Genomic DNA, 15,225 nt, shown 5'->3' on the forward strand with positions numbered 1-15,225 from the left:
CGCAGCCCGCGCCAGAAATTTCAAGCAAAAACAGCATCAAGCGCTTATGCAGCAAGCGCAAGCAGCTATCAATTCAAGAGCATCTCTTTGTCCCTCGCGCATTCCATCCTGAAAGACGTCTTCGGCTACGAGCGCTTCCGTGGCCCGCAGGAGGCCATCGTGGCGCATGTGGTGGCGGGCGGCGACGCGCTGGTGCTCATGCCCACGGGCGGCGGCAAGAGCCTGTGCTACCAGGTGCCGGCCATAGCTCGCCAGCGCGCGGGCCAGGGCGTGGCCATCGTGGTCTCGCCGCTGATCGCGCTGATGCACGACCAGGTGGGCGCGCTGCACGAGGCGGGGGTGGAGGCGGCGTTTCTCAACTCCACGCTCGACTGGCAGCAGGCGCTGGATGTGGAGCGGCGCCTGGCGCGCGGCGAGATCACCCTGCTCTATGCCGCGCCCGAGCGCGTGACGACCGAGCGCTTTCTCGACCTGCTCGACGGCCTGTACCAGCGCGGGCAGCTTTCGCTGTTCGCCATCGACGAGGCGCATTGCGTGAGCCAGTGGGGCCACGACTTCCGGCCCGAGTACCGCCAGCTCACCGTGCTGCACGAGCGCTACCCGGCCGTGCCGCGCATCGCCCTCACGGCCACGGCCGATGCGCTCACGCGCGCCGACATCGTCGAGCGCCTGCAGTTGCAGGAGGCAGAGCACTTCGTCAGCAGCTTCGACCGGCCCAACATCCGCTACCGCATCGAGGAAAAGAAGGACGCCACCACGCAGCTGCTGCGCTTCATCGAGCGCGAGCACCCCGAGGATGCGGGCGTGGTCTATTGCCAGTCGCGCAAGCGCGTGGAGGAGCTGGCCGACACGCTGTGCGAGGCCGGCATCAACGCCCTGCCCTACCACGCGGGCCTGGCGCCCGAGGTGCGCCAGCGCCACCAGGACCGTTTCCTGCGCGAGGAAGGCATCGTGATGGTGGCCACCATTGCGTTTGGCATGGGCATCGACAAGCCCGATGTGCGCTTCGTCGCCCATGTGGACATGCCCAAGAACATCGAGGGCTACTACCAGGAGACCGGCCGCGCGGGCCGCGACGGCCTCCCCGCCGACGCCTGGATGGCCTACGGCCTGCAAGACGTGGTGAACCAGCGCCGCATGATCGACGAGAGCCCGGCCGCCGAAGAGTTCAAGGCCGTCATGCGCGGCAAGCTCGACGCCCTGCTCGGCCTGGCCGAGGCCACCGATTGCCGCCGCGTGCGGCTGCTGGCCTACTTTGGCGAGGCGTCCGCGCCCTGCGGCAACTGCGACAACTGCCTGAACCCGCCGCCGGTGTGGGACGGCACGGACGCGGCGCGCAAGCTCCTCTCCACCATCTACCGCGTGCACGCGGCCAGCGGCCTGACCTTTGGCACCGGCCACATCATGGACATCGTGCGCGGCAAGGACACCGAGAAGGTGCAGCAGTTCGGCCACGACAAGCTCTCCACCTTCGGCCTGGGCAAGGAGTACACCGAGCCGCAATTGCGCGGCGTGCTGCGCCAACTGCTGGCTACGGGCGCCGTCGGCCTGCACAAGGTCAGCATGGAAAACGGCCACAGCTTCGACACGCTGACCCTCACCGACGGCTCACGCCCCGTGCTGCGCGGCGAGCAGACTGTGCTACTGCGCGAGGCCACGGCCCACGCCGCGCCCAAGAAGGCGCGCCGCACCGCCGCGCCGCCCGCAGCCGCCGCCAACCTGGGCCAGGAGGCGCAGGTGCGCTTCATCAACCTCAAGGCCTGGCGCGCCGAGGTGGCGCGCGAGCACAACCTGCCGGCCTATGTGATCTTCCACGACGCCACGCTGGCGGCCATCGCCGAGCGCTGCCCGGCGACGCTGGAGGATTTGCAGGGGATCAGCGGCATGGGAGCGAAGAAGCTCGAAGCCTACGGCGAGGACGTGCTGCGCGTGGTGCGCGCGGGCTGAATCGCCTCGGTGTAACTGACATCCCCAGTCCAATGACCAAGGGTTACGGCTTTTCCACCACCCATTCCATCGATTGCCGCAGTGGCAAATGGATGGTGAACGTAGTGCCCTGGCCCACGGTGCTTTGGACCGCGATACGGCCATGGTGCCGATGGACGGCGCTGTAGGCCAACGACAGGCCCAGCCCCGTGCCCACGCCCACGGGCTTGGTGGTGAAAAAAGCGTCGAAGATCCGGGGCAGCACCTCGGGCGCAATGCCCTGCCCGGTGTCGGAAAACTGCAACCACACCTCCTGATCCTGCACCCCGGTGCGGATGGTGATGGTGCCCTTGTCGCTTATGGCGTGGGCTGCATTCACCAGCAGGTTCATGAAAACCTGGTTCAGCTGGGACAGCATGCACTCGATCTCGGGCAGCTCGGCCAGCTCGCACACCACATCAATGCGGTCGCGCAGCTCGTGGCGCACCAGTGACAGCGTGCTTTGCAGGCCTCGCGTCACATCCACCGTTTCCCACTCGCCCGAATCCACGCGCGAGAAATCCTTGAGGTTCTGCACGATCCGCTTGACGCGATCCAACCCATCCTTGGACTCTGCCATGAGACCGTCGAGGTCGGATTGGATGAAATCGAAGTCGATCTCCTGGCGCAGTTGCTGCAGGCGGGCCTGGGCGTCGGGCGGTAAAAGGGGCTCCTGCTCGATACAGGCCTGCAACAGTTTGCGCAACTGCTGCAGGTACTCCCCCAGCGTGCCCATATTGGAGTGAACGTAGGCGATCGGGTTGTTGATTTCATGGGCCACGCCGGCAGCAAGCTGGCCGATGGATGCCATTTTCCCCGCTTGCAGCAACTGCTCCTGTGCCGCCTTGAGCTTGCGGTTGAGGTCCAGCAGCTCCAGATTGGTCTGGCGCAGCACGTCCATCATGTGCTGCTTCCCGGCCAGCTGCTCGGCCAGTTGGCGGTTGCGCTGCCCCAGTTCCTGCGACATAACCTCCAAGGTGCGCTCGATGAGCGCACGGTCATTTTCAAAGCTCGTGTAGGCCTCATCCACCGCCGCGCTCAGCGCTTGCATGTTGGCGGCGCCACCGGGCGTACAGTGCTTCTTGAGCTGCCGTGCCAGCAAGGGGTGCATGCGCCTAGTCCTCGGTGAAAGTGGTCACGGTCATGGTCTGGTTGTGCAACTCGCAAGGAGTGAACGCGCCATGCGGTGCGATCTCACCGTAGGAATAAAACCCGCACAGCACGGCTTGCGGACCCAGGATGGCTGCCACCCCCTCGGTTTCTTCTTCGATACGCTGCTTGAGCACGAGCTTGCGGCCAATGCAACTGATCAGCACAGCCCACTGCGCCGCCCTGCCCTGCAACTGGGACTGGTTGACCTGGGCCGCATCGATGGCGCCATCCACCAAGCGGTTGAAATTGGCCTTCATGAGCTGCACGGTCGCCTCTTGCGGGATGTCCCCGGCAAATGTCATGCTTTGGTCTTGCTCGTTCACCGCCAGGATGGTGCGTACCACAGGCGCCTGCGCGCCAGGCACGCGCATGGACATGGGGAACAAAAGCCCTGAGGACGGTAGATTGGCCGCGTGCGAGCCAAGGTAGGTTTTGTAGAGTTGCAGAGCCGACTCGTTGTCAAGCCCATACAGCACATTGCCTTCGGAGCGGGTGACGATGCGCTCGGGACCGAAAACATCCCATCCACCCACGGAGCCGTAGCCCACGTGCAAGCGTTCGCCATAAAAGCCGATCGCGGCCACCTGTCCGGACGCCGCCGGGCCATTGGCCAGAACGGTTGTTTGTACAAAGTCGGCCCCATCGCCCGCCAGGCCCCCGGTTACATTCACGCCTTCGGGCAGGGGATCACGCAGGCCCTGCACCAGTTCGCTACCATTGACCAACAGGCCGTCGGACACCACCAAAATGTGCCGCAACCCCTCGTCCAGCAGTTCCGTGGTCAGGGCCTTGCCCACGGCGCGGCTATCCTGCGGGTGCGCCACGGTTGCGGTCGCCACGCGAACACGGGTGTCCGCAAACTCCACCACCGTGACGACCACCGTGCCGTCGCTCACGCTGGTGCCGCAGATCTCCCCGGCCGTACTGCATCCCACAATGCACGCCTGTGCACAATGAGAACGCAAGGCCTCGTACAAGTCTGGCCGCTGCAGCGCGCTGCGCGCGCCAAACACCAGCACCAGTTGTGCATTGGCGGGCAGTTCTTCCACCGACAAGGGCGCATCCGACGCCACGACTTGCTGCATTACATGCATAACGCCCCCTCGTTCTTGGGAGCAGAATGCATGAGGTCCTCGGCACTGTCAACCACTGTCCAAGCATGCGTTCGTGCAAAGCAAGATTTGCAATCCAGCGTGAAGTGTGCTCCGCTCCATCACTCTACCTGTGCGGGCATGCGGAACGCTGCTGGTATGCCTCCCAGATGCTGAACGCGATGAATAGCGCGGCGCATGGCGTCCCCCAGGACGGCGTGAAGATTCGCAACACCGGGATGCACCGTGCGCTTTCAGTCTTTGACGTACACGCTCAACTCTAAGCCCTCCGAGCTTTCATAAGCCTGCATGCGCTCAATCAGTTTTTCGCTCAAGACCTGGTCCACGCCCAACAGTAATGCACCGCCAGTTCGTGTGAATTCCCGGCTCAGCACCATGCCCGGCTGCAGCTCGGAAAGCTTGAGCCGACGCTCGCGCGTTGGAGGCTTAGGGGGCGCGGTGGTGACGGCCATCAAGGCGTCCAGCGCTTGTGGGTCGTAGCGCTTGCCACGGTCCTTTTCTAGCGTCTGGCGCGCTTCTTCGGGCTTGAAGTGCAGCGCCGAGAAGGTTCCGATCTGCAGGCTGTCGTAGTCGTTGGCCACGGCCAGCAAGCGGGCTCCCAGTGGAATGTCGTACCCTTGCAGTCCGTCTGGAAAGCCCTGCCCGTCGAAGCGCTCATGGTGGTGGCGCACCAGCTTGGTCACCGACGCCAGTTCGTCCAATGCCATGAGCGCTGTCGCCCCATCAATGGGATGCTTGCGGTAGGTCACCAAATCTTCGGAACTCATGGTGCGAACCGCACGAGTCAACAACCCGTCCGGGAACCCGATCTTTCCGATGTCATGCAACATGCCGGCAATAAAAACGTTTTGAACGTTCAGATCGTTCATGCCTATGTGGATGGCCATGGACCGCGCCAGTGCCGCCACCCTGCGTGAATGCCCTGCCAGCACAGGGTGGCGCATCTCCATGAGCGTGGAAAAAATCTTTACCGCGGTGATAAAACTCTGCTTGAGCTTCTCGTGGGCTCTTTGCAAATCGGCCGTGCGCTCCTGCACCTTGGCTTCGAGCGATTCGTTGAGCTGGCGCAGGGCTTCGTTCTGCTCACGGGTCAGTGCTTCGAGCCGGTCTTTTTCACGCTGCAGTGCGCGTGTTTCGAGGGCCTGGCGCACGGTCAGCACCATGTCTTCATCGGTCCAGGGCTTGCTGACGTAGCGGTAGATCTGCCCCTGGTTCACGGCCTCGATGGTGGAGGAAATGTCGGCATAGCCCGTCAGAAGAATACGCACCACTTCGGGCCAGCCCTCGCGCACGGCCTTAAGGAACTGCGCCCCATCCATGTGAGGCATGCGCATGTCCGAAATCACCAGATCGACCGGCTCGCTGCGCAGCAACTCCAAGCCCTGCGCCCCTCCATCAGCCACCAGCACCCGGTATCCGCAGGGCCTAAACAACCGCCGCAGCGACGCCAGGATGTTGGGCTCATCGTCCACGCACAGCACGGTGCACTGCGGCTGTGGAGGCAGGGGAGAAATGGCCTGCGCGTGGTCGGCTGGCGCCACCGCAGAGGTGACTCCAGCAATGTCCTCCGTATCAGACATGGGGCGTCTCCTTTGACAGGGTATCCAGCGCCTGCGCCACCGGCAGCACGATCCGAAAGACCGTGCCTTTGCCTACTTCGCTGCGCACGGTAATGCGTCCGTGATGCTTTTGCACAATGCCATACGATAACGACAGGCCCAGCCCCGTGCCCTTGCCCACAGGTTTGGTTGTGAAGAAGGGGTCAAAGATCTTTGTCTGAAGCTCGGGAGAAATACCGCTGCCGTTGTCCTCGAATTCAAGCCAGACCTCGTCATCCTGGGTACCAGTGCGTATGGTGATGCAGCCGCGCTGCGCACCCATGGCGTGGGCGGCGTTGACCAGCAGATTCATGAACACCTGGCTCAATTGCGAGGGCAGGCATTCCACGGGCGGCAACTGCCCATACTGCTTGACCACGTCGGCCTTGTACTTGATCTCGTTGCTGACGATATTGAGCGTGGAATCGATGCCGTGGTGCAGGTCGGCGCTCTGCCATTCCTGGCTGCTGTCCACGCGCGAAAAGTCCTTCAGATCCTGCACGATTTTCTTGACCCGAGTGATTCCCTCCTGGGATTCGCGGATCAGTGACGGGATGTCCTCGCGCAGGTATGCCACGTCGATCTTCTGCCGCAGGGCCTGCACATTGGGGTTTTCGGGCAGGGCTTCGTAAGCGTCGAGCAGTTGCATCAGCTCGGCAATATAGGTTTGCAGGGTGCCAATATTGGAATGCACATAGCCGATGGGATTGTTGATTTCGTGCGCCACCCCAGCAGCCAGTTGACCGATGGAAGCAAGCTTTTCCGACTGGACCAATTGCTGCTGCGCGGCTTCCAGCTCGCGGTTGCGCAGGGCGAGCTTTTCTTGTGCTGCGGCCCTTTCGGTGACATCGGTCCAAATGGTCACAAACCCGCCGCCGGGCAAGGGTTCACCGCGAATGTCCAGCACCCGGCCGTCGGGGCGCTTTCGTTCGAAATGATGGGGCTCCATCTTTCGTGCCTTGTCCATGATTTTCTCTGCCAGTGCCTGGGGATCCCCGGGGCCGTATTCGCCTCGCTGCGCATTGAAGTACAGCAGTTCCCGAAACAGTGGCAATCCGCTGGAAAACAAACTATCTGGAAAATCAAGCAGCACGCATGCCATGCGGTTGAAGATGCGCACTTGGAAATTACCATCCACAACACACACGCCAACCGGAAGGTAATCCATCACTTGCAAGAAGGCCTGCAAGGTGCGGGAACCCTCGCTCTGAGGCTGCGTCGAACCAGGCTCTGCATCACCGAGCTGCTGCTCTGCCGACAATTGCGCCAATGCCATGGCCACCTGTGCCAGGCTGGCGCGCGGCCCCAAGCGGGACCCTAACGAGCCGATGATGCTGGCCGTTTCAACGTGGATCCGGTCGTCAAACAAAAAACCCAAGCGCTGGACGTTCACTTGACTTCCTCCACATATTCCCCAGGCTGCTTCGGTGGCGCGACATGGCGTATGGGCAGCACCACCCTGAACGTACTACCGCGCCCCACCTCGCTCTCCACCTCCAATTGGCCACCATGCGCCTGCACAATGCCATAGGACATCGAGAGTCCCAGACCCGTGCCTTTGCCTATCGGTTTGGTGGTGAAGAATGGATCAAATATCTTGGTGCGCAATTGCTCCGGAATCCCGCAACCCGTGTCGCTCACCTCCACCCAAACATTGGTGCCATCCGCGCCTGTGCGAAGGATGATGTTGCCGCGATCTGGTCCGATGGCATGGGCTGCATTGACCAGAAGGTTCATGAACACCTGGTTGATTTGGGACGGCATGCACTCCACCTCCGGCAAATCACCGTATTCCTTGACGACATCGGCTTTGTATTTGATCTCATTGCCCACGATGTTCAAGGTCGAGTCCAGGCCTTTATGCAGATCAGCCCATTGCCATTCATCGCTCGAATCCACATGCGAGAAATCCTTCAAATCCTGGACGATTTTTTTCACCCGGGCAATGCCTTCCTTGGACTCGCGCACCAGCGCAGGGATGTCTTCTTTCAAAAACTCCACGTCGGAATCACGCCGTACCGTTTCTAGTTTGGACGCGGTATGGTGGCCGCTTTCCCTGACCAAGCACTCGTAACTTTCGAGCACCTTGAAAAGATCATCGATGTAGCGCTCCAAGCTGCCGATGTTGGAATGAACATAGCCGATAGGGTTATTGATTTCATGTGCCACCCCCGCTGCAAGCTGCCCGATCGAGGCCAGTTTTTCTGATTGCAGCAATTTTTTCTGCGCCTGCGTCAGTTGCTCGTTGAGCCGCTCCAGTGCGGCATTGCGTTCGAGCAATTGCAATTCCGCTTGGCGGCGCTGCTCCACGTCTTGTGCCAACTGGTCGTTGGCCGCGGCGAGTTGTGCCGTGCGCTCATGGACCTGCTGCTCCAGCGCATCGTGGGCCTGCTGCAGCGCCAGTTCACTGGACTTGCGGCGCGTCACATCAATCAGTGTCTCAATGGCGCCGACAATGCGCCCCTGTCCATCGCGTAGCGGCGAAGCGGTGAAGGCAAACCACATGCCCTGACTGCCTGCCGTGGGGAAGAAGCCTTCGGCCTCCCAGGCATCGGGCACTATTTCCGAGGGTTTGGAGCGGTCTTCATAGAGTGCGCGGACTTGCGATTCGGTGGCGCCATCGATCAGCAAATCGGCCAGTATGGGTCGTTGGGCGGGGTAAAACGGCATCCACTGATTGCATGTGCCCACCATGTCGCTTGCCACCAGACCTGACACCAACTCCAACGCACGGTTCCAGTGGGTGATTTCGTGTTGCGCGTTGATCACCAGCGTGGGAACCGGATTGCCGTCGATGATCTGCGCGAGCATCTGGCGGATGTAGGCTTGGCGCGCCTCGGCCTTGCGCTGGCCTGTCAGATCGGCATACGTGTCCAGCAGTGCAAGCTGGCCATCCACGGGCAACAAGCCCAGGGTCTGTTCCACCCAGCAGAGGCTGCCTGCAGCGGTTTGCAAGACGTTCTCGAAGCGGTGCTGGCTGACGTCACCCTCGATGCGCGCCTGCACACGCTGCTGCAACTGTTTTCTGCGGTCGGGGTGGGTCAGGCTGCCATAGGGCATGGCCTGCAGCGCTGCCAAGGTGTAGCCGATGAGGCTCAGCATGGCCTGGTTGGCATACAGAATGCGATCCTCGCGGTGCAGCAGTACCGGAACGGCCAAGCCTTCGAGCATGGCATGAAAGCGCTCCTGACTGTCCATCACCAGCATGGGAAAGTCCTGAGCACGCGTGGCAGAGATGGCCAGCAGCAGCACTCTGTCCATGGCACCTTGCGCCTCGCGCAGCGGCGCCATGGTCACCTGCACGAGCAACACGCCGCCATCGGCCTTGCGCAGCGCCAGTTTGCCCAACCAGCAGCGGCTATGGGCCAAGAAGGCCAGAAGATCCGACGGGTTGAATCCCTCGGCACCTTCTGCCGCGATGACCGAAAAAGAGCGGCCCTCCAAATCCGTGGTTTCGTACCCCAGCGCACGCGCCAGGTGCGGGTTGACCGCTTCGATCACACCACTGTGGTGCACCACGGCAAGCATGAAGCCTTCCCAGAGCGATGCGAGCAAACCGGGCAGTGTGGGTAGTGGCGCCATGGCAGACATTCCGGTGCTGAAGTGGTGGTGCGTAACTGGCAACGTGCGATATCGATGCCTGCTCAGGAAACCAGTTGCTGGCAGACGACGGTAAAGCGCTCCTCGATGCCCGCCAGCAGGCTGTTGCTGTCGCTCCAGTCCAGTTGCAGCCCGTCCCAGACCGATTGCGGCACCTCCGGGACCTGATCCTCGGGCGCGTGCAACAGGTCGAGTGCATGGGCCAGCGCATGGCCCACCAGCACCAGCCAGACCAAACGGTCGGTCTGCGGATCGTCGCAGCGGTGATGCAGCGCCATGCAGCGGCGCAAGCTGGCGGGTAGTTGCCAGCGCTGGGCGAGCATGTCGCCTACTTGGCAGTGATCGAAACCCCACACGGCCTGTTCGGCTTCCAGTTTGAGCGCAGTGATAGAGCGCGGTCCATCGGATGCGCTCGCATGGCGAATACGTTCCTGTACCGCGCCATAACGTTGGTGGTCGATGCCAAGCATGGCCAAGTGTCCCAAATCGTGCAGCAGGCCTGCGCTGAAGGCCGTGTCCACCGCGACGCGGGCACGGCGTGCTAGCGCCTGTGTGCACACTGCCACGGCCACACTGTGGCGCCAGTGCTCCTGGTGTGCGGACTGCAAACGCAGATCCGTGGGTTTGAACTGTTCCATCACCGTCACCGCCAGCGCCATGGACTGCAGGCTGCGCAGCCCCACGAGCGATACCGCGTGGGCGATGGAATCGACTTTTTGCGCAAGCCCAAAAAAAGGTGAATTGGCCACGCGCAATATGCGGGCGGCGATCACAGGGTCTCTCTCCACCCATTGCACCAGACAAGAGAGATCCTGATCCTCCTGGGCCAGGCATTGCAATAGCTGGGAACGCACGGGAGACATGTCCGCCAGCCGATCCATGCACAGGGCCATTTGCTCCAGGGTCATGGGGGGGGTCATGGCCGTATCTCCAATCGGTAGCGTTGCACCATGTCGCGCAACTTCTGCATGGCGGGCGTGGGCGGCGCGTTGCGAAACAGCCAGTCCAATCTGCGCACGATGGCCTGTGCGGCGACGGGATCGTTGAAGGTCGAGGGCGCAGCAACGGTGGTGGGTGACGGCGGCACGGGGGTAGCGGCAGTGGCTGGGCTCAGGGGTTCGAGGGACATGGCGCCTCCTGCACGGGAATGAACGTGATGAGCATCCCCTGGCCTTGGGAGCCGGCACCGAAGCGGCGGGGGGTGGCACGCCAAGGCGGGCCGTCCTCGGATGCAAGGATCAAAGCGGGTGGGAGTGTTGCTTCTTGCAGTGCGCGTGCCAACGGCTGCAGGGAGGGCGAGTCTTGAATGAGGGCACCGGGAACGGCCATGGGGAAACACTGCTGCGCTGCCGCGTTGATCAGCACCACCATGCCCGTGCCGTCCACCCCCATGAGGGGAACCGCCACGGCGTCGAAAATCTCATGCGAAACGCCGATGACGACTTCATCCTGCACTAGCCGCTTTTGCTGCAGGCACACCAGGTCGGCCAGTTGCGCATGGGCCTTGAGCAGTTCGGCATGGGTGGACTGGAGCTGGGCGTGCAGGCGCTGGTTCTCGGCCTGCAGTGCGCGCTGGCGAAAGGCGTCAGCGATGTTGGCCCGCAAATGCCCATCGTCCCAGGGTTTGGTCAGGAACTTGTATACGGCGCCTTCATTGATGGCGTCCGTCACAGACTGCAGTTCGGTGTACCCCGACAGCACGATACGGATGGTGCTCGGGAAGCGCTTGCGCGCCTCGCGCAGAAACTCGACGCCAGTCATGCCGGGCATGCGCTGGTCGGAGACGATCACGTCCACGGACGTGGTTTCCATCACCTGCAGACCCTCCTGTCCGCTCTCAGCCGTCAATATCTGGTAACCATCGCGACGCAAGAGACGCTTAATGGCGCTGAGAATGAAAACCTCGTCATCGACCAGCAATAGGGTCGGGGGGCTGTGTTCCATGGTGTGAACCATGGTATCGGCTTTCATGTTCCGTGGAAACTGAACCCCCTGCGGGATCCGCGCCATCCAGGATCCGGGCAGACCCTGCGCGCACCGGGCTGTACATCCCCAGAATCAACCCCAGCACCACCGACCACAGCGCCGCCAGGCCGATGCGCCAGTCCGGCGGCAGCGCGAAGGTGACGGCGTGCGCGGGCACCCAGAACCAGGCCAGGCTCCACAGGCTGCGGTCGATGTGCTGCCAGCCGCTGGTGCCGCTGATGCGGTTGTTGAGCCAGCGGTGGCCCAGCACCAGCAGCGGGCCGAACTGCAGGTTGATGGCCACCGAGGTGGCCAGCGCCAGCAGCAGCGGCTCGCCCTGCGGCAGCCAGCCGTGGGCGGCGAGCGCCTGCACGAAGCCCGCGTAGCCCACGAAGGCCACCTTGATCGGCACGGCCAGCAGCGCCCACTTGGCCATCTTGCGCCACCACAGGCCGCCGCCCAGCGGCCAGTGCACGCGCCGCGCCGCCAGCCAGGCGCCGAGCAGGTCGCCCAGCGTGCCGAGCACGGCGAACTGCAGCATGGCCATGGCCAGGGGCTGGGCGCGCACCAGGGCGAGGTAGGTGTCCATCGCACTGCCGCCTTGCATCAGCCGTTGATGTTGAGCAGCTGCGGCTGGGTGTATTCGAGCAGGCCGTCGAGGCCGAACTCCACGCCCACGCCCGACATCTTGCTGCCGCCAAACGGGCAGTGCGGCAGCACCTCGGCGTGGCCGTTGACCCAGACCGTGCCGCACTCCAGGCGCGGCGCCAGGGCCGTTGCGGCCTGCACCTCGCCCCACACCGAGCCGCCCAGGCCCATGCTGCTGGCGTTGGCCAGCGCCACGGCCTCCTCCACCGTGCGGTAGGCGATGACCGGCAGCACGGGGCCGAACTGCTCTTCGTCCACCAGGCGCGTGCCGTTGCTCAGGCCCGCGACGATGGTGGGCGCGTAGAAGTAACCCGGACGGTCCAGCCGCCGGCCGCCGCAGACGATGCGCGCGCCCTGGGCGCGGGCATCTTCCACCAGTGCCTCCACGCGCGCGAGCTGCGGCGCGTTCTGCACCGGGCCGAAGGTGACGCCCGGCTCCAGGCCGCCGCCCAGCACCTGGCGCGCGGCGATGGCGGCGAGCTGCTCGCACACGGCATCGACCTGGCTCTCGTGCACGTACAGGCGCTTGAGCGCAGCGCAGGTCTGGCCCATGTTGAGGAAGGCGGTGGCGAACAGGCCCTCGGCGATCGCGGCGGTGTCGGTGCCCGGCAGCACGATGGCGGCGTCGTTGCCGCCCAGCTCCAGCGTCAGGCGCTTGAGGTTGCCCGCCGCGCGCCGCATGATGTCTTGCCCCGTGCGCGTGGAGCCGGTGAACACCAGCTTGGCGATGCCCGGGTGCTCGGCCATGGCCTGGCCCACCTCGGCCTCGCCCACCACGCTGTTGACCAGGCCGGCGGGCAGCACGGCGGCCATGATCTGCACCAGGCGCAGCGTGGACAGCGGCGTGAACGGCGAGGGCTTGATGACCACCGCATTGCCCGCGCGCAGCGCCGGCATGATGTGCCACACGGCGATCATCAGCGGCCAGTTCCAGGGCGTAATCGACCCGACCACGCCCAGCGGCTTGCGGTGCAGCGCGATGCGCTTGCCCTCGCGCTGCTCGATCACCTCGACCGGGATCTCCAGCGCGGCGGCGGCGCGCGTCCAGGCGACGGCGCCGCCCACCTCCATCTGCGCCAGCGCCAGGGGCTTGCCCTGCTCGCGCACCACAAGGTCGGCCAGTTCGGCCGCGTTCGCCTCGATGGCCGCTGCCACGCGCTCCAACGCGGCGCTGCGTTCAGCGTGGCTGCTGTGCTGCCAGGTGGCGAAGGCCTGGGCGGCGGCATCGACCGCCTGGTCGAGCTGGGCCACGGTGGCGGCGGGGCTGTCGGTGAAGGCCTGGCCGGTGGACGGATCGATGACCGGGATCGGGCGGGCGGCGCCCGCGACGTTCTGGCCGCCGATGGTGAGGGTGAAGTCGGGCATGGTTGTCTCCTGTGGTGGTGGGCTGGCAAAAAGGCGCGAGGCAAGGCGCGGGCGCGCCGCTCCCGGCCCCGTCTGCGCGGGGCTTGCGGAGCATTCCCCGCGCGGGGGAAAAATCAGGCGGTGGTGGCGGCCGCGGCGGCACGCGCGCGCAGCGCGCGGATGCCTTCGGAGAAGCGGCGCAGCGTGGGCGTGCTGTCGCCCGGCGGCACCATCAGCTCGATGAGCTGGAATCGCCCGCGCTCGGCGTAGGCGGCGTCCAGCGCGGCCTTGAACTGGGCGCGCGTGTGCACGCGGTGGCCACGCCCGCCCAGGGCGTCGGCGGCGTCGGCCAGGTGCCAGTCGCCCAGCGCGGCGCAGCGCGACTCGGTCTGGAAGGCGCGGATCATTTCCCAGGTCTGGTTGTTGAGCACGATGACGATGGGGTCCAGCCCCAGGCGCGGGCAGTTGCCCAGCTCCCAGCCCGTCATCTGGAAGGCGCCGTCGCCCACCAAAATCAGGCTGCGCTGGCCCGTGGCCACCTGCGCGCCGATGCCGGCCGGCACGCCAAAGCCCATGGTGGCGTAGTAGCCCGGCGCCACCAGGGGCGTGGGCATCAGCTCCATGGCGGCGAACAGGCAGTCGCCGATGTCGGAGACGATGTTCATCGGCCCATGCGCCAGGATGCGGTCGTTGAGCGCGCGGCTCAGGTCGGCGGCGCACACCGGCGCGTCGTCGGCCACCAGGCCGGTGGGGTATTCCAGCTTGGGCGGCTGCGCGTGCGCGGTGCGCTGGCCCGCGGCCGGGGCGCGCTCCAGCAGGGCCTCGACCAGCGCGGCCAGCGGGATGTTCTGGTACAGGTGGTGGCCCACGCGCGCCTCGCGGTGCGCGGCGATGAGCGCGCGGCGGAAGTCCATGCGCTGCGCGCTCACGCCGAAGTTGTTGTCCGACAGGATGGCGCCCAGCATCACGGGCAGGTCGGAGTGGTCGAGCAGCGCGCTGGTCTCGGGCGCGCCCGCCACACCCAGGTAGGTGCCGTGCAGTTGCACGCCGGAGTGCACGCCGTCTTCGGCCAGCAGGCCCCGGCCCATGAAGGTGGTGAGCACGGGCAATTGCAGGCGGCGCGCCAGTTCGGCCACGCGCGCCTCGATGCCGAAGCGGCGCACCTCCACGTCCACCACCAGCACCGGGCGCTGGGCGGCCTGGATGCGCGCCATCCACTCATCCGCGCACTCGGCCACGGCCTCGGGGCTGTAGGCGCTGGGCGGCAGCACGGGCACCTCGGCCATGGGGTGCAGCGTCATGTCGCGCGGCACCTCGATGAGCACGGGCTGGGCGAACTCGCGGCAGTTGCGCAGCACGCGGGCGATGTCCTGCGGCGCCGTCTCGGGGTTGGACAGGCGCACCTGGTCGCAGGTGATCTCGCTGAAGATGCGCCACTGCGAATCGATGTGGCGCACCTGGTGGTGCAGCACCAGGCCCGAATGCGCCTCCACCTCACCAGGGCAGCCGGCCAGGATGACCAGCGGCGAGCGCTCGGCATAGGCGCTGGCCACGGCGTTGACGACGTTCAGCGCGCCCGCGCCGTAGGTGACCGCCACCACGCCCAGGCCGCAGTGCATGCGCGCGGCGGCGTCGGCGGCAAAGCCCAGCGCGGGCTCGTGGCTCAGCGTCACCAAGGGGAGGATGTTGCTTTCCTCGATCTGCTTGAACAGCGGCAGGATGAAATCCCCGGGGATGCCGAAGATTTCTTGCGCGCCATGGTTTTTGAGCGCCTGCAGCAGGGAGAGGCCTAGGGTCATGTGTGTCTCCGAATCTGGAACTTGTGGAACCGGGCGGGATGA

The 15,225-nt window shown here is 64.7% G+C and carries 12 protein-coding genes; 1 reads left to right on the top strand and 11 read right to left on the bottom strand.

The genetic code is table 11. The features are described from left to right. The first annotated feature begins 87 nt into the window (after positions 1-87). Positions 88-1,947, top strand: a complete 1,860-nt coding sequence (gene recQ / locus D8S75_RS00705; RefSeq protein ID WP_119964013.1) for a DNA helicase RecQ — start codon at positions 88-90, stop codon at positions 1,945-1,947. Positions 1,948-1,990: 43 nt separating this feature from the next. On the opposite strand, the gene D8S75_RS00710 is transcribed toward recQ, so the two are convergent. From D8S75_RS00710 to ipdC, 11 genes are all read right to left on the bottom strand, one after another. Continuing rightward, entirely contained in the window at positions 1,991-3,076 is a 1,086-nt protein-coding gene (locus D8S75_RS00710; protein ID WP_232828808.1) for an ATP-binding protein, read from the bottom strand. Positions 3,077-3,080: 4 nt separating this feature from the next. After that, positions 3,081-4,202 (bottom strand): FIST signal transduction protein, encoded by a 1,122-nt coding sequence (locus tag D8S75_RS00715; RefSeq protein WP_119964014.1) that lies wholly within the window; start codon positions 4,200-4,202, stop codon positions 3,081-3,083. A gap of 260 nt (positions 4,203-4,462) precedes the next feature. Beyond that, positions 4,463-5,809 carry a response regulator c-di-GMP phosphodiesterase, NosR family gene (nosR, locus tag D8S75_RS00720; protein ID WP_119964015.1) on the bottom strand — a complete coding sequence of 449 codons (1,347 nt, stop codon included), beginning with the start codon at positions 5,807-5,809 and terminating at the stop codon, positions 4,463-4,465. Beyond that, on the bottom strand, positions 5,802-7,220 hold the full coding sequence (locus D8S75_RS00725) for a PAS-domain containing protein (RefSeq protein WP_232828810.1): 1,419 nt from the start codon (positions 7,218-7,220) through the stop codon (positions 5,802-5,804). The genes nosR and D8S75_RS00725 overlap by 8 nt, the downstream gene beginning before the upstream one ends. Continuing rightward, complete coding sequence (locus D8S75_RS17835; protein ID WP_198673110.1) at positions 7,217-9,409, bottom strand: PAS domain S-box protein; 2,193 nt, start codon at positions 9,407-9,409, stop codon at positions 7,217-7,219. Before D8S75_RS17835 ends, D8S75_RS00725 begins: the two co-directional genes overlap by 4 nt. 62 nt (positions 9,410-9,471) lie before the next feature. Next, on the bottom strand, positions 9,472-10,347 hold the full coding sequence (locus tag D8S75_RS00735; RefSeq protein ID WP_119964017.1) for an HDOD domain-containing protein: 876 nt from the start codon (positions 10,345-10,347) through the stop codon (positions 9,472-9,474). Beyond that, entirely contained in the window at positions 10,344-10,556 is a 213-nt protein-coding gene (locus D8S75_RS17350; RefSeq protein WP_157982573.1) for a hypothetical protein, read from the bottom strand. The genes D8S75_RS00735 and D8S75_RS17350 overlap by 4 nt, the downstream gene beginning before the upstream one ends. Then, positions 10,538-11,398 (bottom strand): response regulator, encoded by an 861-nt coding sequence (locus D8S75_RS00740; protein ID WP_370807172.1) that lies wholly within the window; start codon positions 11,396-11,398, stop codon positions 10,538-10,540. Before D8S75_RS00740 ends, D8S75_RS17350 begins: the two co-directional genes overlap by 19 nt. Further along, a complete protein-coding gene (locus D8S75_RS00745; protein WP_198673111.1) occupies positions 11,334-11,981 on the bottom strand; it encodes a hypothetical protein in 648 nt (215 codons plus the stop codon). The genes D8S75_RS00740 and D8S75_RS00745 overlap by 65 nt, the downstream gene beginning before the upstream one ends. Before the next feature lie 17 nt (positions 11,982-11,998). After that, positions 11,999-13,405: an aldehyde dehydrogenase family protein gene (locus tag D8S75_RS00750; RefSeq protein ID WP_119964019.1), complete on the bottom strand. Its 1,407-nt coding sequence runs from the start codon at positions 13,403-13,405 to the stop codon at positions 11,999-12,001. Between the two features lie 113 nt (positions 13,406-13,518). Continuing rightward, positions 13,519-15,183, bottom strand: coding sequence for an indolepyruvate/phenylpyruvate decarboxylase (ipdC, locus tag D8S75_RS00755; protein WP_119964020.1), 1,665 nt, complete (start codon positions 15,181-15,183; stop codon positions 13,519-13,521). Positions 15,184-15,225 lie beyond the last annotated feature (42 nt).

The organism is Simplicispira lacusdiani (assembly GCF_003604195.1).
Classification (GTDB): Bacteria; Pseudomonadota; Gammaproteobacteria; order Burkholderiales; family Burkholderiaceae_C; genus Simplicispira; species Simplicispira lacusdiani.

What these genes read in the sequence shown, in the direction of transcription:
- D8S75_RS00735 (WP_119964017.1), bottom strand. Translation starts at nt 10,347, where the DNA reads ATGACCCCCCCCATGACCCTGGAGCAAATGGCCCTGTGCATGGATCGG.
- nosR (WP_119964015.1), bottom strand. Translation starts at nt 5,809, where the DNA reads ATGTCTGATACGGAGGACATTGCTGGAGTCACCTCTGCGGTGGCGCCA.
- D8S75_RS17835 (WP_198673110.1), bottom strand. Translation starts at nt 9,409, where the DNA reads ATGGCGCCACTACCCACACTGCCCGGTTTGCTCGCATCGCTCTGGGAA.
- D8S75_RS00740 (WP_370807172.1), bottom strand. Translation starts at nt 11,398, where the DNA reads ATGAAAGCCGATACCATGGTTCACACCATGGAACACAGCCCCCCGACC.
- D8S75_RS00750 (WP_119964019.1), bottom strand. Translation starts at nt 13,405, where the DNA reads ATGCCCGACTTCACCCTCACCATCGGCGGCCAGAACGTCGCGGGCGCC.
- D8S75_RS00710 (WP_232828808.1), bottom strand. Translation starts at nt 3,076, where the DNA reads ATGCACCCCTTGCTGGCACGGCAGCTCAAGAAGCACTGTACGCCCGGT.
- ipdC (WP_119964020.1), bottom strand. Translation starts at nt 15,183, where the DNA reads ATGACCCTAGGCCTCTCCCTGCTGCAGGCGCTCAAAAACCATGGCGCG.
- D8S75_RS00715 (WP_119964014.1), bottom strand. Translation starts at nt 4,202, where the DNA reads ATGCAGCAAGTCGTGGCGTCGGATGCGCCCTTGTCGGTGGAAGAACTG.
- D8S75_RS17350 (WP_157982573.1), bottom strand. Translation starts at nt 10,556, where the DNA reads ATGTCCCTCGAACCCCTGAGCCCAGCCACTGCCGCTACCCCCGTGCCG.
- D8S75_RS00745 (WP_198673111.1), bottom strand. Translation starts at nt 11,981, where the DNA reads ATGGACACCTACCTCGCCCTGGTGCGCGCCCAGCCCCTGGCCATGGCC.